Here is a 23,647-nt window from a genome sequence, read left to right as displayed (position 1 = left end):
GGCCGCTGATGCCGTGCGCCCCTCCCCGGCATGCGATCCAACACGTTTCCCGGGAAGCCTTACTGCGTTGCGGTTCACCCAGGCACGGTTCTCCGGCAGCAGGCCAAGGCCGTCGGTGAACCATCGACGTCTGTCATGACGACCGCGCGCATGCCGACTGCCGATACGCAGAACCGACCTTGCCGACCGGCCACTTCGGCCTGTTCGGCCCCGTGTAAGGAATGCCGGCACATGAGCGTGCAGCCGAGTCAGCTCCCGTCCCGACCCGAAAGGTTCCGTGGTGCCCCCGTCATCCGTCCCTGAAGAGCTCGTTCCCGCCCGTCGACCGGGCGCCGGCCGCCGGTGGCTCGCCCGCCTGAGCACCCTGGCCGTCACCACCTTCGCCGTCACCGGCCTCGCTACCCTCGCCACCCCCACACCCGCCCACGCCCAGGAAGGCGCCGTGGAGACCGTCGTGGACATCTCCGGGGACATCACCGGCGCGGTAGTCACCGCTACCTAGAGAGCACCATCGAAACGTTCACAGACCTTAAAGCCGGCCTGGCGAAGGTATTGGCCTCGAGGCAGCTCTGACCGAAGTGAGGGCCTGGTTCCGCGGCGCGTACTGTCCGTGCGCTTCAGGCATTTCCACGGCCGGGCCAAGAGGCCGGGCGCGGGGCTGGCCCCGGCAGCAGCGCCCGGCTGCGGGTGAGCACCTGGCGCAACCGCCGGGAAGGCCCGCGTAATCATCACCTCGGCCCCATGACCGGGCTCAAGGACCAGAAAGTGACCTTCTCAAGACAGGGGGACATTGTTCGACACATCCGTACTGCTGGTGCTGCCCTAGCTGTGCTGGTGGCAGTCACGCTGGTTGACGCCTCGCCAGCGGCCGCTGATGACGCCGTGACATCAATTCTTGAGCCTGCGACGTCGTTTCAGTTCGATGTCCTGGCCAACAAAACCGCCCAACTCGGCGAGGTTCTTCTTGGTGGTGTTGGCAGCGTAACCGGCCTCGGTTAGCCGTTGCCGCCGTTAGGCACCCCCACCTGGCCCGCCGAGGAAGGTGACAGAACGTCACCGCCGCCCGACGAGCCCGGCGTGTCCGCCAGCGGGGGATTCCCGGTGTCCGCCTACACGCGTGGCTTCGTTCACTTGAAATGCAGCGTTTGGACGTCGGTTTCGGCAGCAGTTAGCGATCTTGATCGCTGCGGATGTTTATGGGAAATGACGTCACTGCATGGTGATGGCCCGCCGCCCGAAGGGCGGCGGGCCATCGAGTAGGGACCTGGAGTGGTCAGCTGACCTCGGCCGGTTCCTCGGCTCGGGCCCTGGCGCTGGCGAGGCGGTAGGAGTCGGTGCCGGTCTCGATGATGGCGCCGTTGAAGGTGAGGCGGTCGACGATGGCCGCGCAGAAGCGAGGGTCGGTGAAAGTCTTGGTCCAGCCCCCGCTCGAACTGGGCGATCCGGCCGGCGCTGAGGCTGACGGCCTTCCCCAGATCCGCCTGCGTCCAGCCTCGTGCTTCGCGCAACTCACGGATCTTCAGGCCGTACCACTCGTTCAGATTCGTCGGTTCGTTCCGCTTCGGCGCGGGCACGGTCGTACGCCCTCCCCATGGAGACACGGCCTTCCGCGGCCGTCACTTCCGGTCACGCTACCGCCGCATGACGACACCCGTAACCGGAACCAACGCGAAACGAATCGTGCGTGTGACGGCATCACCTCCGACGACCCGCGGCCCGACGCCTCAACCTCACTCGCCAACAGCAGGTATGAGCCCGCCTTCCGTCTCCACCAGGCATCCCTCCGCAACCATTGCATCGACGTCCTTCGTCAACTCAGCCCGGATGTCCGGACCGAGCCGTGTCCAGCCGAAGAGCCTTGCCGCTTCACGCATGAGGTCCTCACGGTGAGTGCCGGGCCCCTCCTCCACCACACGACACAGGGCGAACCGGCGTTCAACAGCGGGGACCAGAGCGACTTTCCGGTTGCAGCCCGGTGTCGGCGTACGCGCGACGGCGACCTCATGTCCGGGCCGGTCGTAGGCCGTACCGAAGCGCACGATCTTGCCCTGCCGCTCCAGAACACGCAGCACCTCCCGAATCCTCTCCCGAACGACCTGACCCGCTCGGCCGAGTCCCCAAGCCATGCGAAGCCGCGTGAAAACCAGCTCCTCCTCGACCGGCCCCTCGACCTCGACGACGCACAGCGCCACATCGGCGACGGCCGCGGCGGCGGCACGGTCCTGAAGATCGATCCCCGGCACTCCGAGCCGGGCGCACGAACGCGAGCGCACCTCCGACAGCAACTCCGGCTCCACTTCCTGATACGGCTGCTTCCAGACCACCGAAGCGGCATCCACCGGGACGATCTGCACCACTGGGACCGTCTCGGGGATATCGGCCTCCTCAGGGACATCAACGGCCGGCGTCTCCGACGAAGCGGGAGGCGCCTCCGCCGACTCGTACGGGTCGTCCTCACAGGCTGCTTCCACCGCAGCGCGCAGCCGCTCCATCGCATCCCGGCGGTTCCGGTACCAGTCGGTGCCCCAGATCCGGTGCAATCGCCAACCCAACTCCCGGAGCACCGACTCCCGCAGCCGGTCCCGGTCCCGGGCCGCCCGCGAGGAGTGGTACATGGCGCCGTCGCATTCGATGCCGAGCGCATACGCGCCCGGGGCATCCGGGTGCCGTACGGCCATGTCGATCCGGTATCCGGCGACGCCCACCTGAGGTTGGACCGTGTATCCCCACCCACGGAGGACGGCGAGCACCTCCTCCTCGAAAGGGCTCTCCGGGACGGCATCCGGATCGGCCACCTCGGTCCGCAGCACCTGCGGTCCGCGCTCGGCGTACTCCAAGTACCGCTTGAGTGCGAGCACGCTGCGATTGGTGCCCTCGGGAAGTTCTCCGCCGTGGAAAGAGGCCACGACCTCCATCCGGCGACGGGCCCGGGTGACGGCCACGTTGAGGCGACGCCAGCCGTCCTCCTTGTTAAGCGGACCGAAAGCCGCGTGCAACTTGCCATGTTGGTCGGGGCCGTATCCGACCGACAGGATGATCACGTCTCGCTCGTCGCCCTGCACGGTTTCGAGGTTCTTCACGAAGAACCCGTCGAGACGCCCCTCGGTGAAGTACGGATCAAGGTCGGGGCGCCCGGCCCTGGCCTTCTGAAGCTCGTCTTCGATGGTCTCGGCCTGCACCTTGGACAGGGCGACCACCCCGAGTGTGAGGTCCGGCCGGGTCGTGAAGTGGTGGATGACCCGCTGTGCCACCGTCGCCGCCTCAACAGGGTTGTTGCTGCGCCCACCCCGGTCGTAGACCCCGTCGGCCTTGATGAACTCCACCCCGATGTCCGGCCCTTGTTCAAGCGCTCCGGGGAATGTGACCAGACCACCATCGTAGAACTCGTGATTGCTGAACGCGATGAGGTTCTCGTGGCGGCTGCGGTAGTGCCAGCGCAGCGGCAGACTCCGCAGGACGCCACTGGCCTTGCTCGCGTCCAGGACGGAATCGAAGCCGATGGGCGCATCCTCGTCCCACTCGTCCTCGTCCCCATCATCGACTCCCGTGCTGAAGAACGAGGTCGGCGGCAGCTGCTTCTGGTCACCGGCGACGATGAGCGCCCGGCCCCGGTAGACCGAGTTGACGGCGTCCTGTGGCAGGACCTGTGAGGCCTCGTCGAAGACGACCACGTCGAAGGTGAAGTCCGGGGGCAGGAACTGGCTGACCGTGAGCGGGCTCATCATCAAGCAGGGCTTGATGAGCCGCACGACATCACGAGTCTCCTGCAGCAGCCTGCGTACCGGCATGTGCCGCCGCTTCTTCTCGGCCTCCCGCCGGATCACCGCCGCCTGTCCGACCGATGTACGGCGGGGCCGCCGTGCGTTGCACGCGCTGATGACCTCGGCGTGGGCGGTCTCCACGAGGGCCCGGTCGGCTGCCCGGAAACTCTCCACGAGCTGGTCCCGGTCGTCCGCACGCACCGGCTTCAGACGGGGATCGCGTACGAGGTGGTGCTCGACCCACGCGGTGAGCACGGCACGCTCCACGGCTGTGGGGAAGTCCCCTGCCCCGGCCTGCCGATCCGCCAACTGGCCGGGCAGGCTGCCGAGTCCGAACTTCCTCAGTTGGGCCATGGCTCCGGCAGAGTCGATCCATGCCTCGGGGCCATGCCGGTGCCCGTCCAGACGAGCCAGCTCCGCCCCGGCCGCTTCCAGAGACCGGGCAAGTTCACACCGAAGCCCCTCGGCGCGTTCGGAAGCGAAGTGTCCGACCAGTGCGTCGCGCTGGCGACGCCAGTCCTCCTCGCGTTGTGCGACAGCAGCGGCGCCGGCGGACAAGGTCAGCATCATGCGTGCGGCCGGACCGCTCAGCGGCGCCGCATGGCCGCCATGCGCGGCGCGCCGGACTTCTTGCGCCCAGTCCACGGCGGCACGCACCTCGGCCCTGTCCGTATCCGTGCCCCGGTACAGAGTTCCCAGAAGGCTTCGGTGATCCGCTTCGTGCTCCGCGAAGCGGGCCTCGGCACGACGCGCGGCCGCGACGACCGCGACGGCCTCGCGGGCCATCAGGAGGTTCCGGGCACGGTCGCCCGTTACACGGGCCGTGGCGTGGACGAGGTCGACCGCCTCTTCGAGCGGTTCCGCATGCGCGCGCAACCACACGGCCGCGTCGGCGAGCGGCAACCCGAGGAGCGCGGCGCCCGAGGAAGTGTCCTGCAGCTTCCTCGCGAAGGCCTCCCACTCGTCCAGCGCGCGGCGGACCATGGCCACCCCGTCGAGCAATTCCCCGGACACAGGCCGACCGTCGGCCAGGACATCGGCCAGACGGGACCGGCGGGCCGGATCTGCGAGTGTGGCAGGAGCGAGTCGTGCGATCAGGCGAACGGTTTCGAGCGCACCGCACAGGTCTTCCGTGCGGACCCGCTCCCCGTCGGCGTACCGGCCCAGCAATCCGCGCTGCTCACTCGTAGCGCACAGGTCCGGCTGGCGGCCGGCCCTGCTCAGGGAACGGCGCAGGAGCGCCCCTACAGACTCGTAACCCGTGGTGCCGAGAGGGCTGTTCTCGTTCAAGCCGCCAGGTTCTGTTTCGAGGCCGCGGTACCAGGGGCCCAGGAGAGTTCTGTCGTCCTCCGCTCGGGAATGGAACGCGGCTGTCTCCCGCTGAGCGGCGTGCGCTGCCGCGACCGCGGCCCGGGCGGTGCCGAGGGTGTGTTCGGGGCCGGCGGCTCGGCCGGTTTCCGACAGGGTGTCCAGCAGGACAACGGCCTGCCGCAGAGGCTCCACGTGGGTACGGAGCCATCCTGCGGCCCGGGCCGGAGACAGCTTTGCCAAGTCGTCCGCGTACGCGTCGAGTTCGGGCTCGGTCAGGCTGTGCTTCCACAACTCCGCACCACGGCGGAGTTCGGTCTCATTGTCACGGAGTTCCGGGCCGAGCACCCGGCCGGCGGCGATGTGGGAAGCGAGCCGTACGCGTAGCCGGGGGTTCGCAACCGTCTCTGGCGCCAGTCGGTGCACGGTCTGCGCGTGCTCCAGTGCATCTCGCAGGGCGAGCGTATCGGGCAGGTCCACGCCCGCATATCCACCGAGGAGTTCGGCGTGGCTGGTCGCGATGGCGCGCAGGCGATGATGTGCCGCGTACCAGTCGTGTGCCAGCGGAAGCTTGGCGTAGAGCTCCCCGCGCCAGGTTCCGCCGCGAGTAAGCCCCGCCACGAACTTGCGGTCCGCGCGTATACGGCCGGACAGGAGGGCCATCACGCCACGGCCGGCCTCGGTGAGGCGCTGTACGGCCGCGGGGAGATCCTCGGCATTCACCATGGTGTCGGTGAAGAAGTCCCGAGCGGCGGCCTCGGCAACCCGAAGCGCGTCCGCCGCCTCCTCGATCTCCGCCACGGCGGACCGCACCTGGGGCAGTACACCCGGGTCGAGCCAGGTGTCCAGGCATCGGTGCGACGTTGCGGCCGACTCGATGACGCTGATCAGGTCCTCCGACTCGGCGACCGATCGGGGCCGGGAGATGCCCAGCAGGTCGGCGGCGCTGTCCAGCCGTCCGCCCCAGACATCGAGGAATGCGGCCAGTTCGCGGAACCGCTCGGCGAAATCTGCGGCCTGAGGCCGGGAGAGCGCCGTGATATCGGCACCACGTGGTTCCAGCTCGGTGAGCCCGGTCTCTTCCCGGGAGGGTTCCGTGCTCAGTTCCGCCGGTACCTCCCGCCAGCCGGGACCTGCCGTCGCCTCGGCGAGCCCCTGCGCGGACAGCACACAGTCCCGGCGGGAGAAGAAGGACTGCAGGCCTTCGGCCAGGACATCCACCGCAGCGGCCTCGGCCTCGGATGCTCCTCCGGGCACCAGCCAGCTCGCCGGCGGACGGCAGTCCGCGCCTGCCGCGGCCAGGAGGGTGCAGAGATCCCTGGCCTGCTCCAGACCGTCCGGCTGCCCGAGGCCCGCTCGTTCGAGGTGATTCGCCAGAACTCGCTGTGCGCGCTCCAGACTTCCCGCGACAGCGTCGCAGTCGGTCGCAAGCTGCCGGGTCTGTTCTTCGGTGAGTTGGGTGATGTCGAGGCCGGGCGGAGTCATCGTCCGCAGAGCCCGCTCGGCGTCTCCCGGTTCGGCGCTGAGCCGGGGAGAGATCTCCTGCCAGCGCTCGCCGACCACGGCCCGGGCTGCCGCACGCGCTCGTCCGGTGTCCCCCAGTTCCTGGAGAAAAGCATCGGCAGGGTCCAGCACCTCGTCCGCGAACCGCTCCGTCATCAGCCAGTCCTCCGGGACCGGGATACGGGTATCGACCAACCGCAGCAACCGGATCAGACGGTCGATACCGGGCTGGTCGTCGAGGGGCCGTCCGTCGGAGGCGAGATCCTGGTACCGGACCACAGCAGCGGCCAGCGCCTCCCGCGCTGCCATGGCCTGCTCCAACGCGGGGCGCGGATGCGGAGCTTCCGGCCGCAGGTCGCGCCAGGGGAAGTCCGGATCGGCGACGGTGTCCCAGGCACCCGCGATGGTCCCGGTCGCCCGGATGATCACTTCCAGATCCTGGGCGCTGAGCATGTCGGGTCGGAAGGCGTCCGGTTCCGGGGACGTCCGGTCACCGTCCGGGACGAGATAGGCCACGGGCGCTTCGACCAGCTGCCCGATCCTGCCGATCGCATCATGCAGCGTGCGCCGCAGGGGTTCTCGAACCTCATTCATCGCGTCCGCGTATGCACTGAGCAACTGCCGGGTCTCCCGGGCCCGTGCCACTGCTTCCCGGGCGAGCCGTGGGGCCTGCGGCTCCTCGGTGAGTGCCCGGCCCAGTTCCCGGGCGACGGCCTGGCGGCTGGTGTTGTGGCTGTGCAGGGCAAGCGCGTAGGAGTCCAGGCCAACGCTCTTGAGCCGGTTCAGTACGACGTCGAGCGCTGCGGCCTTCTCACTGACGAACAGTACGGTGCGTCCGGCATACATGAGCCCGGCAATCATGTTGGTGATCGTCTGGCTCTTGCCGGTACCAGGAGGCCCGTCCAGGACGAAGGACCGACCGGCCACGGCCGCGGCGATCGCCTGCCGCTGGGATGCGTCGGCATCGAGCACGAGAGGGCTGTCCTCCGGCGGACTCAGTTCGTCGATGCGATGCGGATCGATCTCTTCGAAGTCGAACCGGTCGGGCGCCAGCCCGGCGTTCGGCCCAAGGGCAAGAGCCCGTACGAGATCACTGCCGAGGACCTGCTCCTGGTTGTCCAGCAGGTCCTGGTACATCGACTCCTTGTGCGACGCGAACAACGCAACGACCGCCCGGGAGGCGACGGTCCATCCCGCCTTCCCTTCCACCGCACGGCTGGCGGCATCCAGGATGGCAGCAATATCCAGCGGGTCCTGCTCGGTCACCTGCGTCCAGTCGATGCCGAACTGTTCGAGCTTCACTTTCAGAGCGGGGTTGAAGCGCGGTTCCTCGTCCTCGTTGGCCCGCAGCCGGAAACGTCCGTTCGCCAGACGCTCGATGGACACGGGTAGCAGTACAAGGGGGGCGTCACTGCCGGCTTGGGCCCGGTCTTCGCGCCAATGAAGCATGCCCACACCGAGCTGCAGGGTCCACAGACCGTAGTCGTTGAAGACCTGAACGGACCTTCTACGCAAGCCCCCAAGGGTACGGAGCAGCGCGGAAGCCGTCTTCTTCTGGGTGACGATGGCGTCGCCCACGGAACCGCCCCGCTTGTCCGGCAGGTTGTCCGGTTCCGCTGAGGTCGGTTCTTTCTCCGTGCCCTCGTCGGGCAGTGGAGCGAATTCCCATCCGCGGCCGAGCCCTTCACAGAGAACGGTGGGCAAGGGCGTCTGGACTTCCAGGGTTGCGGCCTTGGTATGCCGGAAGTTGAGCAGTCGGTTACGGCCGCTCAGGTCGACGAGCGAGGACCTCCACCCGGCCAGGATCGCCTTGAGCCGTTCCACCTCATCGCCGGTACCCGAGAACCCAGGAGCCGTCACGCCGTTCCCCACTCGTCGTCACTCACAGAGGCTCTCCCGGGATGCCGCTGCCCCCGGCACGACGCACGGGTTCGGACATCCCCCAGCCCAAACCCCGCACGACGCATGCTGACCCCACCGATGTACGAATCATACGGTTGAGACAGCCGATTGAAGAGAGGATCGCCCGATTTGCCCTGGTAGATCGGACACTCTGTGATCTCTTCGTCACCGTGGACGCCGCAAGGATCACCGGGAGCCTGGCCGTCTCGGCCCATGAGGAAAGCCCCTCTCCGATCCGTGTGATTCGTGGGATTCCCCAATTTCCCTGTCCGTACCACGCGGCGTCGGAAAGAATGGCCAGGCAATGACCACGACACCCGAGCCCCCGGCCCCGGCCGGGTACGCCCCCTTCGCCCACCTCACCGCGCCCAACTCCGCCCTCTACCGGCGGACCATGCGGACGTTCCTCGCCGCCAAGGAACGCTTCGCGGTGCATCTGCGCCCCGAGGATGTGCACGCCGCCCTGCCCGCCGCCGAGCGTCCGGCCGAGCTCGACACCGTGGTCGACGCACTCGACAAGCTCGTCAAGTGGGGGAATCTGCGCGCCGATCCCGACACCGCGCGCGTCACCGCCGTCGAGGACTTCTACCGCAAACGGTTCGTCTATCAGCTCACCCGGGCGGGAGAGGCGGCGGAGGAGGCGCTCTCCGCGTACGACGAGGCACTCGGGCGGCGCGGCGCGCTGCAGGCGGTCGCGCTGCACGACATTGTCACCCAGCTGCGCGCCCTGCTCGTCCTGGGTGCCGAGGAGGTGGCCGACCCGGCCAAGACGTACCTCGCACTCGACGCGCTGGCCAGCCGTTTCGCGGCCCTCGCAGAGAACGCCCGGGCCTTCATGGGCTCCTTGCAGCGCACCATCGACCTGCACGACGTCGAGGAAGAGGTCTTCCTCGCCTACAAGGACCGGCTCATCCAGTATCTGGAGCGGTTCATCCAGGACTTGATCACACTCGGCGGGCGCATCGCCCAGCTGATCCTGGAGCTGGAGGACGGCGACGGCATCGCACCACTGCTCCGGACCGCCGCCGCCCGCGAGGCCGCCGACGCCTCTCCGGAGGACGCGGAACACGCCGAGCGGGAGGCGTACGCGCGGTGGACCGGGCGCTGGGACGGGCTCGCCGCCTGGTTCATCAGCAGGGACGGGCGAGAATCGCAGGCGCGGCTGCTGCGCGGCCGGGCCCTCGGGGCGATTCCCCAACTCCTCGCGGTCGTAAGAGCCCTGAATGAGCGGAGAGCCGGACGCTCCGACCGTTCCGCCGACTTCCGGACGCTCGCCCGCTGGTTCGCCGAGGCACCCGACGACGATGCCCGGCACCGCCTGTGGCGCACCGCCTTCGGGCTCCACCCCGCCCGTCATCTCACGGTCGACGCCGAGACTCTCGCCGCCCGCACGGCGCGGCCGGTGCCCGCCGCCACCCCATGGGCCGCGGCCGAACCACTGCGCATCAGCCCGCAGTTGCGGCGCACCGGAAGTTACGAACGGCGCGGCAAGCCCCGTAAGGTCGAGGACCGCTCCGAGGCACGCCGTCATCTCGCCCAGATCGCGGCCAAGCAGGCTGCCGAGACCGCCACCGCGCGGGCACGGCTCGCCACCGACGGTGTCACCCGGCTCTCCGCCCTCGGTGACCTCGATCCGCTCGCCTTCGGCCTCTTCCTCCAGCTTCTCGGTGACGCTCTCGCCACCTGGCGGCCCGGTATGACACACACGTCCGCGACCAGTAACGACGGCTCGATGGAGATCCGCCTCACGGCGCTCGACGACGGCAGGACCGCCGAGATCACCACCCTGGGAGGTACGTTCCGGGGCCCCGACCACACCGTCGAGATCATCGACCTGACCGAGGGAGACAGCAGGCGATGAACGCGGTGAACACCCCGCTCGCCGAGGTCCTGGACGGGCAGCACTCCGCCGAGCTGCGCAGGGCCGCACGCGCTCTGCTCAAAGAGCCTCTCCTCCTCGCCCGCGGGCCGCGTTCGGACGACTTCCGGCTCGTCCGCCGCCACGCCTCGGAACTGCGCGAATGGTTCGACCGCAACACCGGCTGGCCCCTCCACGTGGACGCCGACTCCGCCCGCCTGCTCAAGACCCCTGGATCTCTCGCCGACCCGACGCACCCCGCCCGTGAAGTCAGCCGGGCCGGCGCCCCCTTCACCCGTCGGCGCTATGTCCTGCTCTGCCTCGCCCTCGCCGCCCTCGAACGGGGCGAGGCCCAGGTGGCACTCGGCCGTCTCGCCGACCAGGTCGTCCTGGACGCGGCGGATCCCCACCTCACCGCCGCCGGCATCCACTTCACCCTGGACCGCCGCGACGAGCGCCTCGATCTCGCCGCCGTCGTCAGGCTCCTGCTGAAACTCGGCGTTCTGCGGCGGGTCGCCGGCGACGAGGACGCGTACGTCAGCGGGGCGGGCGACGTCCTGTACGACGTCGAGCGCCGCGTGCTGGCCGGTCTGCTCGCCACCCGCCGGGGCCCTTCCACCGTGCGCGCCGACGCCTTCGACGAGCGCCTGGCCGAGCTGGTTGCCGAAACCGCTCTGGACAGCGACGACTTGCGGTTCCGCGCGATGCGCCGCTCCCTGACCCGCCGGCTGCTCGACGACCCGGTGCTGTACTACGACGAGCTCACCGACGCGGAGCTGGCGTACCTCACCCGGCAGCGCGGCTTCCTCACCGCCCGCATCACGGAACTGACCGGGCTCGTCGCCGAGGTACGGGCCGAGGGCATCGCCATGGTCGACCCCGACGACGACCTCACCGATGTCCGCATGCCCGAACAGGGCACCCATGGCCACATCACCCTGCTGCTCACCGAACACCTGGCGGCAGCGCGCGGCGAATCCGTCACCACCGGTGACCTCCGGCGCAAGGTCCGTGAACTCGCCGCCGAATACGCCGGATTCTGGGCCAAGTCCGCCAAGGAACCGGGCATGGAAGGCGAACTGGTCGAGCAGGCGCTCGCCAAGCTCGCCGCCCTCGGGCTCATCACCCGCCGGGGCGACGAGATCGCGCCGCGCCCGGCCCTCGCCCGGTACGCCGTCGGCGAGACCGTCGTTCTCGAACCCCGCACCACGCGCATGCCCCAGCAGCGAAAGGCGAGCCGGCAGTGACCGCCCTCCCCGTCCCCACCCGTCCGCGCTGGCAGCCGATGCGCATCGGGCTCGTCGACCTCTTCCACTACGACCAGGAGGAGTTCCACTTCCGTGACGGGCGGCTGCTGCTGCGCGGCAACAACGGCACCGGAAAGTCCAAGGTCCTCGCCCTGACCCTGCCCTTCCTGCTGGACGGGGACCTCACCCCGCGCCGCGTCGAGCCCGACGGCGACCCGGGCAAGCGCATGGAGTGGAACCTGCTCCTCGGCGGCGAACACCCGCATCCCGAACGGCTCGGCTACACCTGGATCGAGTTCGGCCGACGGGACGGGACGACCGGCGAGGCGCACTTCCGTACGCTCGCCTGCGGGCTCAAGGCCGTCACCGGGCGCGGCATCGCGCGCCATTGGTACGCGGTCACCGACCAGCGGATCGGTGCGGACCTCAGCCTGCTCGACGCCACCGGCACCGCGCTGTCCCGGGACCGGCTCGCCGAGGCGGTGGCCGGGCACGGGATGGTGTACGACCAGGCCAAGACCTACCGAAGGGCCGTGGACGAGGCGCTGTTCGGACTCGGCGAGCAGCGGTACGCCGCCCTCGTGGACCTGCTCATCCAGTTGCGCCAGCCCCAGCTGTCCAAGCGCCCCAACGAGGCCGCCCTCTCCCGGGCCCTGACCGAAGCGCTGCCGCCCATGGACCAGGCGGTCGTCGCCGACGCGGCGGAGGCGTTCCGTTCGCTGGACGAGGAGAAGGAGGAGCTGCGGGCCGCCGCCGAGGCCGAGCACGCCGCCTCGGCCTTCCTGGACCACTACCGGCGCTACGCCCGCATCGCCACCCGTCGGCGGGCCCGCCTCCCGCGCAGCGAGCACTCCCGGTACGAGCACCTCCAGCGGGACTTCTCCGAGGCCCAGGCGGACAAGGCCCGCGCGGAGGAGGAGCGGGCGGCGGCCGAGGAGCGCATCGCCGTTCTGGAAGAGACCGGGACCCGGCTGCGCGCCCAGGACGCCGCCCTGCGCGCGGGACCCGAGATGCGCAGCGCCCGTGAACTGGAGCAGGCGGCCGAGGAGGCGGCTCGCACAGCGCAGGCCCGGGAACGCGCGGAAGCCGACCGGACGCAGGCCGCACGCCTTCATGCGCGGGCGCTGGAGCGGCTCCGTGCGGCCGAGAACCGGCTCGCCTCTGCCGGGCACCGGGCCGGGACCGTGTTGATCCGTGCCCAGGAAGTGGCCGGGGAAGCCCTGGTCGTCCTGCCCGAGGAGCCGACCCGGGAGGCAGCTGAGGAGGCGATGGACCGCAGGCGGCGCACCCTCACCCACGTGGAACAGCTCGCGGACACGGCCGACCGGACCTCAGGCGAGCGCCGCGCGGCCTCCCGGCGGCTCGACGAGGCGGAGTCCGACCTCGCGCTCGCGGCCGAGACGCAGCGGCAGGCGGAGGAGGCAGTAGCGGCGGCCGGCCGGGCGCTGCTGGATGCCGTACGTGAACATGTGGGGGAATGCGGGGAGTTGGCATACCCGGATCCGGTCGGTCTCCTCGACGAGCTCCAGCAGTGGACGGAGCACCTCGACGGGCCCTGCCCGGCCCGCACCCACGCCTCGCGTGCCCACAGCGCCACTTCGGCGCAGCTCGCCGATCAGGCGGCCGGCCTGACGCATCGCAGAGCTGAACTCCGCTCACACCTGCGGGAGGTGGAGCAGGAGCTGACCGCACTCGAAGCCGGTGGCCAGCGCGGGCCGAAGGCCCCGTACACCCGCGCCTCGGGGCTGCGCGAGCGCACGACTGGCGCCCCTCTGTGGCGGCTGGTCGACTTCCGGGAAGGGACCGACGACACCGAACGCGCGGGACTGGAAGCGGCCCTGGAGGCGTCCGGCCTGTTGGACGCCTGGGTGCGCCCGGACGGCACGGCCCTCGACGCCGACGGGCACGATGTGCTGCTCACCCCACGGACTGGTCCGGTTCCCGGGCCGTCCCTGGCCGATGTACTGCGCCCGGCCGTGGACCACGGCGACGCCCGGGCCGCGACGGTCGGCGAGGGAACGGTGGCCCGGCTGCTCGCGGCAGTCGGGCTGGGCGCGGACAGCGGTGCGGCCGACTGGGCGGCGACCGACGGTCGTTTCCGTGTCGGCGCGCTCACCGGCCGGTGGGCCAAGCCCTCCGCGGAATACGTCGGTGAGGGCGCCCGCGAAGAAGCGCGACGGTCCCGCATCGCCGCCCTGCGCACCCAACTCGCCTCGCTCCAGGAAGAGCTGGCCCTCACCGCGGCCGGGACCGAGGCTGTCGTGGAACGCCGCCGCGTGCTCGACGCCGAGCTGGCCGCCGTACCCGACGACGCACCGCTCAGGCAGGCGTACGCCCGCGTGGCCGCGGCCGCCGGCACCGTGCGCCGGTATCGCGCCCGGCGCGACGAACGGGCCGGCGACCTCACCGGAGCGGCCCAGGCCGCCGAGCGGGCGGCAGCCGAACTCGACTCGACAGCAGCCGACTTGGGTCTGCCGGCCGACAAGTCCGCACTCACCTCCGTACGCCAGGCCCTCACCGGCCTCGCCCTCGTCCTGGCCGACCTGTGGCCCGCCCTGCGCGAGCGCGCCGAGGCGGACCGTCAGGCGGGCGAGGAGCGCGACGAGGCCGAACAGGCCGGGCAACGGGCCGCGGAACACACGCTCCGGGCCGAGGACTCGGCCCGCGAGGCCACCGCCGCCGACGAGCGCCACAGCACCCTGCGTTCCACGGTCGGCGCGGCCGTCGCCGAACTTCAGCGCCGCCTCGCCGAGACCACCGACGCGCTGCGCGAGTGCGGCGCGGAGCAGCGTCGCACCCGCGAGCTGCACACCGCGGCGGACCGGCGGGCCAGCCGGGCCGAAGGCCGCATCGAGCAGCTGGAACACGGGATCGCCGAGGCGGCCTCCGCCCGTGCCGAAGCGATCGCCGGTCTCCAGCGGTTCGCCGGCACCGGCCTGATCACGGTGGCTCTGCCCGGACTGACCGTACCGCCGGGCGGGGAAGGTCCGTGGGCGGCCACCCCGGCCATCGCCCTGGCCCGTTCCATCGAGACCGAACTGTCCCGAACGGACGACTCCGACGGGGCTTGGGACCGAGTGCAGAAGCGTCTCAGCGAAGAGCACAAGACCCTGCAGGACGCCCTGTCCCGGCACGGCCACACCGCGTCCGCCCGCATGATCGAGGACGGCATGGTCGTCGATATCGTCTACCAGGGCCGCGAACGCGCCGTACCCGAACTCGCCGAGGCGCTCGCCGCCGAGGTCGGTGAACTCACCCGCATACTGTCCGCCCACGAGCGGGAGGTCCTCGAAACCCACCTCATCACCGAGGTGGCGGGCACCCTGCAGGAACTGATCGGCGCGGCCGAGCGGCATGTACGGGCCATGAACGCCGAGTTGGAGGAGCGCCCGACCTCGACCGGCATGAAGTTGCGCCTGGTGTGGCGGGCCTCCCGCAAGGCCCCGGCGGGTCTCGACCGGGCGCGGGAACGCCTGCGCCAGTCCGCCGATGCCTGGTCCGCGGAGGACCGGGCGGCGGTCGGCGAGTTCCTGCAGGCACAGATCACCCAGCAGCAGACCGGCGACACCGCCGGCAGCTGGCTCGAACACCTCACCGCCGCCCTCGACTACCGCGCATGGTACGAGTTCGGCGTCGAACGTCACCAGCAGGGCCGCTGGGTCCCGGCCACCGGCCCCGCCTCGGGCGGCGAACGCGTCCTCGCCATGTCCGTACCCCTGTTCGCCGCCGCGTCCTCGCACTACGCGAGCGCGGGCAATCCGCACGCGCCGCGTCTGGTCACCCTCGACGAGGCGTTCGCGGGGGTCGACGACGACTCGCGCGCCAAGTGCCTGGGTCTGCTGCACGCCTTCGACCTGGACGTGGTGATGACCAGCGAACGGGAATGGGCCTGCTACCCGCAGGTGCCCGGCATCGCCATCGCCCAGCTCTCACGGACCGACGAGGTCGCGGCAGTCCTGGTCACCCGCTGGGAGTGGGACGGCTCGGCGCGCTTGCGCCGCGACGCCCCGGTGTGCGCCGAAGTGGACGGCCAGGACCCGCTGTGGGCATGAACGGGATCGATCTCGACCGCCTGCGACGGCTGCTCGGCACCCCCGGCCTCGCCTGGCTGGTCGACCGCGCGGGACGGCGCCTCGAACGCGAGCAGCCCCTCACCGGGCCCGTCTCACTGAACGCCCCCACCGACGCCCAGCGCGCGGCTGTCGAGCGCCTGCTGGGCCGGGCGCCGAGCGCTGGACGGTCGTTGACCGTCCGGCTCGACGCCGTGGACGACGTCCTGCGCCGCTCCGGCGTTAGCCCCGACGGCCTCGCCGCGGCTGTCGAAGCCCTGACGGGTCCCGTCACTCCGCTCCGCCGGACGCGCACAGCCGCATCCCGCGCCTGGCAGGAGGCTCTCCAGCCGCTCCGGACCCTGGGCCGCGAGCTGCCCCACCTCGCCGACTGGACCGCCGGGCCGCGCACCGAGGCCCTCGTCCGGCGCCTCGCCCGTACCCCCGAAGCCGCCTGCTCCTTGACCGCCGACACCGCGCGAGTCCTCCGGGAACTCCCTGCCGAACCCGCCGTATCGCTCCCCGCGTTCGCCGCCCGCGTCCTCGGCAGCGCGCATGCCCTGGACGACGGAACGCCCCTGGCCACGCTTACCCTGTCGGGCATACGCAGCTTCACCGGCTTCCCTGACGGCAGTGGCGCCACATGGCGCCGTGACGCATGGGCGTCCGCGGGGCTACTGCGCGACGAGCTGCCCTCAACTGTCCTCACCCTGAACCTTCGTGGCACCCCCGCCCTGGACTGGATGGCCGAAGCGGGCGAACCATGCGTCCTGACCCTCCGGCAACTCACCCACCAGCGCCCCCGGTCCACTCCACCGGTGGTACGCATCTGCGAGAACCCGTCCGTCCTGGCAGCCGCCGCCGATGCTTACGGCGCCGCCTGCCCGCCGCTGATCTGCCTCCAGGGCCAGCCGTCCGCCGCAGCCCTGGCCCTCCTGCGCCACCTCAACGACGATGGCGCGACCCTCCTCTACCACGGAGACTTCGACTGGGGCGGCCTCCGGATCGCGAACCTACTGCTGAGCCAAGTGCCGTGGCGTCCTTGGCGGTACGCAGCCGCTGACTACCGCGCCCTGGCCGCCACCACGCCCCAGCTGCCGCCTCTGACGGGAGCGTCGGCCGAATCCCCCTGGGACCCGGCCCTGGCAGCGGCCTTGTCCGAATTCGGAGTACGCGTCGAGGAAGAGGTGGCCCTGGGCCCCTTGCTCGCGGATCTCGTCTGACCGCATGTGCCCACTACCCGGATAGCAAAATCCCCGTCAGCACCCGGCCGGGCGGCGCATCCATGGGGTGGCCTGTCAGGGCAGATAGATCAGAGCGCATCGCAATCGGACACCAGAGGCTCGGACAGTTTGGGCAGTGAACAACATCGGCCGGACCTCGGGCTCACGAGCGCGCTCCGGTTCGGAGGACGTCACCGGATCCAGAGGCAGATTTCCTGTCACTTACCGGGCATGCAGCGGCAGTTGCACTTCCAACCCTTCTATACAGAACGCAAGTTTGACATGAATGATGGTGTGATCACGTGCCAGCTCGCCACGCCGCTCGTTGTGCAGATCAACCGGAGCACACATGGACGCAGACAGCGCTTCTCGTCTCACGCCAGGGAGACAGCTATGAGTGATCGCAGCGCGATCGAGTGGACCGAGGCCACCTGGAACCCCACAACGGGGTGCGATCGCGTCACGTCAGGATGCGACAACTGCTACGCCTTGACGTTGGCCCGGCGCCTCAAGGCCATGGGCACTGCGAAGTACCAGAACGATGGGGATCCTCGAACATCCGGGCCAGGGTTCGGCGTCACACTGCACCCGGACTCACTCAAGGTTCCGTCCCAGTGGAAAGCGCCACGGATGGTCTTCGTCAACTCGATGAGCGATCTCTTCCATGCCAGGGTACCGCTCACGTTCGTACGGCAGGTATTCGAGGTCATAGCCGCTACGCCTCAACACACATATCAGTTGCTGACCAAACGTTCCTTGCGGCTCAGACGACTGGCGGACCGGCTCGACTGGCCTCCCAACCTATGGATGGGAGTCTCCATCGAACACGCCGACCAGCTCGGCCGTGTCGAGGATCTGCGACACGTCCCGGCAGCCCTCCGGTTTCTCTCCTGTGAGCCGCTCCTGGGTCCGCTCACCGGGATGGACCTTACCGGAATCGGGTGGGTCATCGCCGGAGGCGAGTCCGGGCCCAACCATCGCCCTCTCCGCGAAGGGTGGATCCTTGAGATCCGCGACAACTGCACGGCTCACGGCGTGCCGTTCTTCTTCAAACAGTGGGGCGGCCGCACGCCCAGAACAGGAGGCCGCGAGCTCGCCGGTCAGACCTGGGACGAGATCCCACAGCGCCTCCCGGCGCCAACTGCCTGAGTTTCCCCGGCCCATGCTCCGCACGCACCCTGGCGCCTTCCCCGGCGACGTGTGATCCTCTGGCCCAGGGAGGTTGTGTCCGACAGGGGGGAACAGACGTGGCCGTGCCCAAAGAGACCATATGGCAGCTCGATCCGCACACAGCAGCCAAACACGATCTGCTCAAGAAGTACCTGCAACCTTGGTCGCTGATCTTGCTGAGTCAGCATGACACCGTCACATACGCCGAGGGGTTCGCGGGCCCCGGCATCTACACAAAAGGGGAGCCCGGCTCCCCGATCGTCGCCCACGCCGTCTTCGCCGACACCTTGCGGCAACGCCCCAAGAACATACGCATGGTCCTCGTCGAGGAGGACGGACGCCGCGTTGCCGAGCTGCATCGCCAGGTCGGCCGCGCCCGACAACGAACCGGCAGCCAACGCCTGACCACTGCCATCCATCAGGGAACCTGTCATCCACTGCTCATCCACGAGCTGAGGACCGAGGGCCGTCTGGGGCGACCGCTCTTTGTGCTCCTGGACAGTTACGGAGGTCCCGACATCCCCTTTGAGCTCCTCAAGGAACTCGCGCGCTACCCCAGCACCGAAGTACTGATCACCTTCGTACCGTCATTCCTCACCCGCTTCGCAGAGAAGAACGACATGCACCGGAGCGCGGGGAACGTCGCTTTCGGGAGCACCGACTGGCAAGCGGTCTTCACTCGTCGCCCCGACGAGAAGTTCACGTTCCTCAGAGATCAATACCGGATCACACTCCGGCGGGCCGGCTTCAGTCACGCCCTCTACTTCGAGATGGTCGACGAAGGCGGCCACCCTCTCTACCTGCTTTTCGGGACCAGTCATGCGCGAGGACTGGAGAAGATGAAGGATGCGATGTGGAGCGTGGATTCCGACCACGGCGTCCGCTACCGCGACCCCAAGGACCTTCAACAGCAGCAGCTCGAACTTGAGATGGAACCGGACACCGGCCCCCTCCGCAGGATCCTGCGTGATCACATCGCCTCATCGCCGAACGGCAGGACGGTGGCAGAGCTGAAGAAGTACACGCTGTTGGAAACCGTCTATCGGCCTGCCCAAGTCACCGCGCTCGTGAGGCAGATGCGGAACGATCGCCTGGTAGCGACAGAGCCCTACAAGGTCACAAGCGAGACCATTGTTCTGCCCTACGTACCGGATACTGATCCGAAGCCCCGGTACGACCAGGGAGCATTCTTCTAGGGCGATCGTGCAGGAAGGCGTCCGCACCAGACCTGCACGATGCGGGAGCAAGTCACCCTGGCCGGGTGCAGTCCCTTATCAGGGGCCACCCGGCCAACCTCTCCGTCCACACGCCCAGCCATGCCGGGCGAGCGCACATCAGACCTTCTCGGCCACTACCCGGGCGTGGCCGACCGTGAGCATCGAGATGTCCTCCACGTCCGAGGTCAGAATGGTCACCCGCCCCGGCTGCGCCAGAGCCGTTGCGCACAACATGGCGTCGATGGCGTACTTGTGCCCGTGCAGCCCCGCTTCCCGCAGCAAGGTCGACGCGGACTGGGCCAGAGCCTGGGTGACCGGCTCCACTCGAAGACGGGACAGGGTCCACTTCAGCGCCGCGTCATTGATTCCGGGATGAATCACCTCGACCAGCACTGCGGCCGAAGTGATGACCGGCAGATCCGCATCACGGGCCGCCGTCAGCCACTCATGAACTTCACGATCCCGCTGGACGGCCTTCGCCAGGCCCTCACTGTCCAGGACAAGCGCGCCACTCACGCAGCCGCACCGGCCTGCGGCGTCCGACCCATGAGCTTGGCGCGCTTGGCCGCCACGGCCTCTGGATCGGCCGGTCCATGGGCCTGGTCAAAGGAGGCGATCAGTTCGTCCAGGTTGTCGCGCTCGATCTGCCGCTGCGCGGCACGCTCCAGGTACGCGGAGACCCCTCTCCTGCCCACCCGCTCACGAATGGCCTGCAAGGTGCCCTCCGTCAAGGTGATGGACACCCCGCTGGTGGGGCCATCACCCGGGGCGAACTCAGCGTCCTCAGCCATAGGCCCAGTATGGCATTCAAAATGCCATACGTGAGCCTCAGCAGAGTTCACCGGTTGCGCCACCACTGCGTGCCCCAGCAGGACGAGCTGGCCAGGCGTCCTACGACACCCGCTTCAGAATCGCCACACACTCCACGTGATGCGTCATCGGGAAGAGATCGAACACCCGCAGCTTCACCGGCCGGTACCCCTCCCCCTCGAAGTACTTCAAGTCCCGCGCCAGCGCCGCCGGATCGCACGCGACATACGCGATGCGGCGCGCACCCAGCCCCGCCAGATGCCGGACCGTCTCTTTGCCCGCGCCCGCGCGCGGCGGGTCGAGGACGACGATGTCGGCGGAGTCGATGCCGGTCCGCGGGAGGACGGACTCGACCTTGCCGTGTTCGATGCGGACGCGGTCGAGGTCCTGGAGGTTGTGGCGGGCGTCCTCGACGGCGCGCTTGCTCGATTCGATGCCAAGGACGGCGCCCTTGTCGCCGACGCGTTCGCCGAGGGCGCCGGCGAAGAGGCCGACGCCGCAGTAGAGGTCGAGGGCCATGTCGCCCTTGCGGGGCATGAGGCCCTGCATGACGGCCTGGACGAGGGTGTCGGCGGCCTTGGGGTGGACCTGCCAGAAGCCGCCCTCGCCGACGCGGTACGTGCGCTCGTCCGCGCGCTCGCGGACGAAGGGGCGGCCGTGGACGCGGTGGATGCGGCCGTCCTTCTCGCCCACGCGCATCACCGAGACCGGCTTGTCGAGTTCGACGATGGGGAGGCGGCCGCCGGGCTTCGGGGTGAGGATGACCTGGCGGTCGGCGGAGCCGGTGGCGGCGATGGCCTCGACGGAGGCGATCTGGGGCCAGGAGCGGCGCTCGATGCCGAGTTCGGTGACGCCGGGGGCCGCGATCAGGCAGCGGTCGATGACCTGGACCTCGTGGGAGCGGTGCTTGCGCAGGCCCGCGTGGCCCTCGGCGTCGACGGCGTACTGGACGCGGGTGCGCCAGGCGGGGACCTCGCCGGCGGGGAGCTTGTCGCCCTCGGCGGGGGCGACGGTGCCGTCCCAGCCCGCCTCCTCGGGGGTCAGGCCCGCGAGGCGGAGCAGCTGTTCGGCGACGACCTCGCCCTTGAGGCGGCGCTGGGCGCCCGGCTTGGCGTGCTGCCAGTCGCAGCCGCCGCACTTGCCGGGGCCGGAGAAGGGGCAGGGGGCCTCGACGCGGTCCTTGGACGCCTCGATGATCGAGACGGCGTCGGCGCGGAGGAAGCGGGAGGTCGATTCGCCCTCGGTGACGCGGGCGATCACGCGCTCGCCGGGGAGGGCGTGGCGGACGAACAGGACGCGGCCGGCGTCCGTGCGGGCGACGCAGTGGCCGCCGTGGGCGACCGGGCCGACCTCCACCTCGTACTCGTGGCCGACCAGGGAGTCCGTCGAATCCGTCTGCATGGGGGAAGAGCTCCTGAGGGGGTCGGTGGTGCGGCAGCCGTTCAGTCTACGGCCCGCCGCACCACTCGCCTCACCGGCTACTTCTTCGTGGCGGCCTTTTCCTTGCGGGGCTGTGCCACGGGGCCGCGCCGCACCGAGCCCGGGGCGTTCCACTCGGCGCGCTTGCGGGCGCGGCGGCGGGCGGCCTCGGAGGAGTCGAGCTGCCAGGGGATGGAGGTGACCATCACGCCGGGGGTGAAGAGCAGGCGGCTCTTCAGGCGCAGGGCGCTCTGGTTGTGGAGCAGGTGCTCGTACCAGTGGCCCACCACGTACTCGGGGATGTAGACGCTGACGACGTCGCGCGGGCTCTCCTTGCGGAGCGACTTCACGTAGTCGATGACCGGCCTGGTGATCTCGCGGTACGGCGAGTCGAGGATCTTCAGCGGGACGTCGATGCCCCGGTTGTGCCACTCCTCGCGCAGTGCCTTGGTCTCGGCCGTGTCGACGCTGATGCTCAGGGCCTCCAGCGTGTCCGAGCGCATCAGCTTGGCGTAGCCGAGGGCGCGCAGGGTCGGCTTGTGGACCTTGGAGACGAGCACGATGGAGTGCACCCGGGACGGGCGGACGGCGTGCTCGCCGGCCTCGTCGGCGAGGGCGATCTCCTCGGCGACGCGGTCGTAGTGGCGGCGGATCGCCGTCATGATCGCGTAGAAGATCACCATGCCGAGCAGGGCGACCCAGGCGCCGTGGGTGAACTTCGTCAGCAGGACGACGACGAGGACCAGGCCGGTGAGGAAGCCGCCGAAGGTGTTGATCGCCCGGGAGCGGACCATGTGGCGGCGCTTGGCCGGGTCGGTCTCGGTCGCCAGGTGGCGGTTCCAGTGCCGGACCATGCCGATCTGGCTGAGGGTGAAGGAGACGAAGACGCCGACGATGTAGAGCTGGATCAGCTTGGTGGAGTCGGCCCCGTAGATGTAGGTGAGGACGGCGGCGGCGCCGGCCAGCAGCACGATGCCGTTGGAGAAGGCGAGCCGGTCGCCGCGGGTGTGCAGCTGGCGCGGCAGGTAGCGGTCCTGGGCGAGGATCGAGCCGAGCAGCGGGAAGCCGTTGTAGGCGGTGTTCGCGGCCAGGAAGAGGACCAGCGCGGTGGCGGCGGCGAGCAGGATGAAGAGGAACGAGCCGTTGCCGAAGACGGCTTCGGCGACCTGCGAGATGACCGGGTTCTGGGTGTAGCCGTCGCCGACCGGGGTGCCGTTCTTGAGCAGGTCGGTGGCCGGGTTCTCGGCCATCCGGACCTTGGTGACCATGGCCAGGGCGATGATGCCGCAGAACATGGTGACGGCGAGGCCGCCCATCAGGGCCAGGGTCGTGGCCGCGTTCTTCGACTTCGGCTTGCGGAAGGCGGGGACGCCGTTACTGATCGCCTCGACGCCGGTGAGCGCCGCACAGCCGGAGGAGAAGGCCCGCAGCAGCAGGAAGACCAGCGCGAAGCCGGCGAGGCCCTGGTGCTCGGCGTGGATGGTGTAGTCGGCGGTGGGGGCCTTCATGGTGTCGCCCGCGACCAGGCCGCGGTAGGCGCCCCAGAGGATCATCAGGAAGACGCCGCCGACGAAGACGTATGTCGGGATCGCGAAGAGCTTGCCCGACTCCTTGACGCCGCGCAGGTTCATCAGCGTGAGCAGCACGATCACCGCGATGGCGCAGGCGGTCTTGTGCTCGATGATGAAGGGCACGGCGGAGCCGAGGTTCTCGATGCCTGAGGCGATGGAGACCGCGACGGTGAGGACGTAGTCGACGAGCAGGGCGCTGGCGACGGTGAGGCCGGCCCGGGGGCCGAGGTTGGTGGTGGCGACCTCGTAGTCGCCGCCGCCGCTGGGGTAGGCGTGGACGTTCTGGCGGTACGAGGCGACCACCGTGAACATCAGCACGACGACCGCGACGGCGATCCATGGGCTGTACTTGTAGGCCGACACGCCGGCCACGGAGAGGACGAGGAGCACTTCGCCCGGCGCGTACGCCACCGAGGAGAGCGGGTCGGACGCGAAGACGGGGAGTGCGATGCGCTTGGGAAGAAGGGTTTCTCCCAGCTTGTCGCTGCGCAGCGCCTGCCCGATGAGGATCCGTTTCGGCAGGTCGGTCAGTTTGGACACGCAGAGGATCGTAAGGGGTCCGTATTGACCGCGCCCACCCGCCACCCACCGGGGCCGGAAATCGGATTC

The 23,647-nt window shown here is 69.6% G+C and carries 13 protein-coding genes and 2 pseudogenes; 8 read left to right on the top strand and 7 right to left on the bottom strand.

From position 1 onward, the window contains the following. Positions 1–280 precede the first annotated feature (280 nt). Both AB8735_RS28175 and AB8735_RS28170 read left to right on the top strand, forming a co-directional pair. Positions 281–502, top strand: coding sequence for a hypothetical protein (locus tag AB8735_RS28175; RefSeq protein ID WP_372410174.1), 222 nt, complete (start codon positions 281–283; stop codon positions 500–502). A 239-nt stretch (positions 503–741) separates the two neighbouring features. Further along, positions 742–999 (top strand): hypothetical protein, encoded by a 258-nt coding sequence (locus AB8735_RS28170; protein WP_372410173.1) that lies wholly within the window; start codon positions 742–744, stop codon positions 997–999. A 274-nt stretch (positions 1,000–1,273) separates the two neighbouring features. Here AB8735_RS28170 and AB8735_RS28165 read toward each other — a convergent pair. The 3 genes and pseudogenes from AB8735_RS28165 to AB8735_RS28155 form a co-directional block, all read right to left on the bottom strand. Then, a pseudogene (locus tag AB8735_RS28165) lies at positions 1,274–1,432 on the bottom strand (ATP-binding protein); the annotation flags it as partial. A gap of 34 nt (positions 1,433–1,466) precedes the next feature. Then, a pseudogene (locus tag AB8735_RS28160) lies at positions 1,467–1,574 on the bottom strand (hypothetical protein); the annotation flags it as partial. A 156-nt stretch (positions 1,575–1,730) separates the two neighbouring features. Continuing rightward, the gene (locus tag AB8735_RS28155) at positions 1,731–8,396 is read right to left on the bottom strand and encodes a DUF3320 domain-containing protein (RefSeq protein WP_372410172.1); all 6,666 of its coding nucleotides are present in this window, start codon (positions 8,394–8,396) and stop codon (positions 1,731–1,733) included. Positions 8,397–8,778: 382 nt separating this feature from the next. Between AB8735_RS28155 and AB8735_RS28150 the strand changes: the two genes are divergently transcribed. From AB8735_RS28150 to AB8735_RS28125, 6 genes are all read left to right on the top strand, one after another. After that, positions 8,779–10,335, top strand: a complete 1,557-nt coding sequence (locus AB8735_RS28150) for a TIGR02677 family protein (RefSeq protein ID WP_372410170.1) — start codon at positions 8,779–8,781, stop codon at positions 10,333–10,335. Between the two features lie 5 nt (positions 10,336–10,340). Continuing rightward, the gene (locus tag AB8735_RS28145) at positions 10,341–11,579 is read left to right on the top strand and encodes a TIGR02678 family protein (RefSeq protein ID WP_372411925.1); all 1,239 of its coding nucleotides are present in this window, start codon (positions 10,341–10,343) and stop codon (positions 11,577–11,579) included. Further along, entirely contained in the window at positions 11,576–15,631 is a 4,056-nt protein-coding gene (locus AB8735_RS28140) for a TIGR02680 family protein (protein ID WP_372410169.1), read from the top strand. The genes AB8735_RS28145 and AB8735_RS28140 overlap by 4 nt, the downstream gene beginning before the upstream one ends. Beyond that, entirely contained in the window at positions 15,628–16,851 is a 1,224-nt protein-coding gene (locus AB8735_RS28135) for a TIGR02679 family protein (RefSeq protein ID WP_372410167.1), read from the top strand. The genes AB8735_RS28140 and AB8735_RS28135 overlap by 4 nt, the downstream gene beginning before the upstream one ends. A gap of 393 nt (positions 16,852–17,244) precedes the next feature. Then, the gene (locus AB8735_RS28130) at positions 17,245–18,000 is read left to right on the top strand and encodes a DUF5131 family protein (RefSeq protein WP_372410165.1); all 756 of its coding nucleotides are present in this window, start codon (positions 17,245–17,247) and stop codon (positions 17,998–18,000) included. Between the two features lie 98 nt (positions 18,001–18,098). Further along, a complete protein-coding gene (locus tag AB8735_RS28125) occupies positions 18,099–19,217 on the top strand; it encodes a three-Cys-motif partner protein TcmP (RefSeq protein ID WP_372410164.1) in 1,119 nt (372 codons plus the stop codon). 138 nt (positions 19,218–19,355) lie between these two features. Here the strand turns inward: AB8735_RS28125 and AB8735_RS28120 are convergent, their stop codons facing one another. The 4 genes from AB8735_RS28120 to AB8735_RS28105 all read right to left on the bottom strand — a co-directional run bounded on the left by AB8735_RS28120 (position 19,356) and on the right by AB8735_RS28105 (position 23,578). Beyond that, a complete protein-coding gene (locus AB8735_RS28120; RefSeq protein ID WP_372410162.1) occupies positions 19,356–19,754 on the bottom strand; it encodes a PIN domain-containing protein in 399 nt (132 codons plus the stop codon). Beyond that, positions 19,751–20,029 carry a hypothetical protein gene (locus tag AB8735_RS28115; protein ID WP_372410161.1) on the bottom strand — a complete coding sequence of 93 codons (279 nt, stop codon included), beginning with the start codon at positions 20,027–20,029 and terminating at the stop codon, positions 19,751–19,753. The genes AB8735_RS28120 and AB8735_RS28115 overlap by 4 nt, the downstream gene beginning before the upstream one ends. 100 nt (positions 20,030–20,129) lie before the next feature. Next, a complete protein-coding gene (locus AB8735_RS28110; RefSeq protein WP_372410159.1) occupies positions 20,130–21,449 on the bottom strand; it encodes a class I SAM-dependent RNA methyltransferase in 1,320 nt (439 codons plus the stop codon). A gap of 77 nt (positions 21,450–21,526) precedes the next feature. Beyond that, complete coding sequence (locus tag AB8735_RS28105; RefSeq protein ID WP_372410157.1) at positions 21,527–23,578, bottom strand: APC family permease; 2,052 nt, start codon at positions 23,576–23,578, stop codon at positions 21,527–21,529. Positions 23,579–23,647: the final 69 nt, after the last annotated feature.

This window comes from Streptomyces luteireticuli, from assembly GCF_041519305.1.
Taxonomy (GTDB): domain Bacteria; phylum Actinomycetota; class Actinomycetes; order Streptomycetales; family Streptomycetaceae; genus Streptomyces; species Streptomyces luteireticuli.
This window is presented reverse-complemented; position numbering and strand designations above follow the sequence as displayed.

What these genes read in the sequence shown, in the direction of transcription:
- AB8735_RS28150 (WP_372410170.1), top strand. Translation starts at nt 8,779, where the DNA reads ATGACCACGACACCCGAGCCCCCGGCCCCGGCCGGGTACGCCCCCTTC.
- AB8735_RS28170 (WP_372410173.1), top strand. Translation starts at nt 742, where the DNA reads ATGACCGGGCTCAAGGACCAGAAAGTGACCTTCTCAAGACAGGGGGAC.
- AB8735_RS28110 (WP_372410159.1), bottom strand. Translation starts at nt 21,449, where the DNA reads ATGCAGACGGATTCGACGGACTCCCTGGTCGGCCACGAGTACGAGGTG.
- AB8735_RS28135 (WP_372410167.1), top strand. Translation starts at nt 15,628, where the DNA reads ATGAACGGGATCGATCTCGACCGCCTGCGACGGCTGCTCGGCACCCCC.
- AB8735_RS28130 (WP_372410165.1), top strand. Translation starts at nt 17,245, where the DNA reads ATGAGTGATCGCAGCGCGATCGAGTGGACCGAGGCCACCTGGAACCCC.
- AB8735_RS28115 (WP_372410161.1), bottom strand. Translation starts at nt 20,029, where the DNA reads ATGGCTGAGGACGCTGAGTTCGCCCCGGGTGATGGCCCCACCAGCGGG.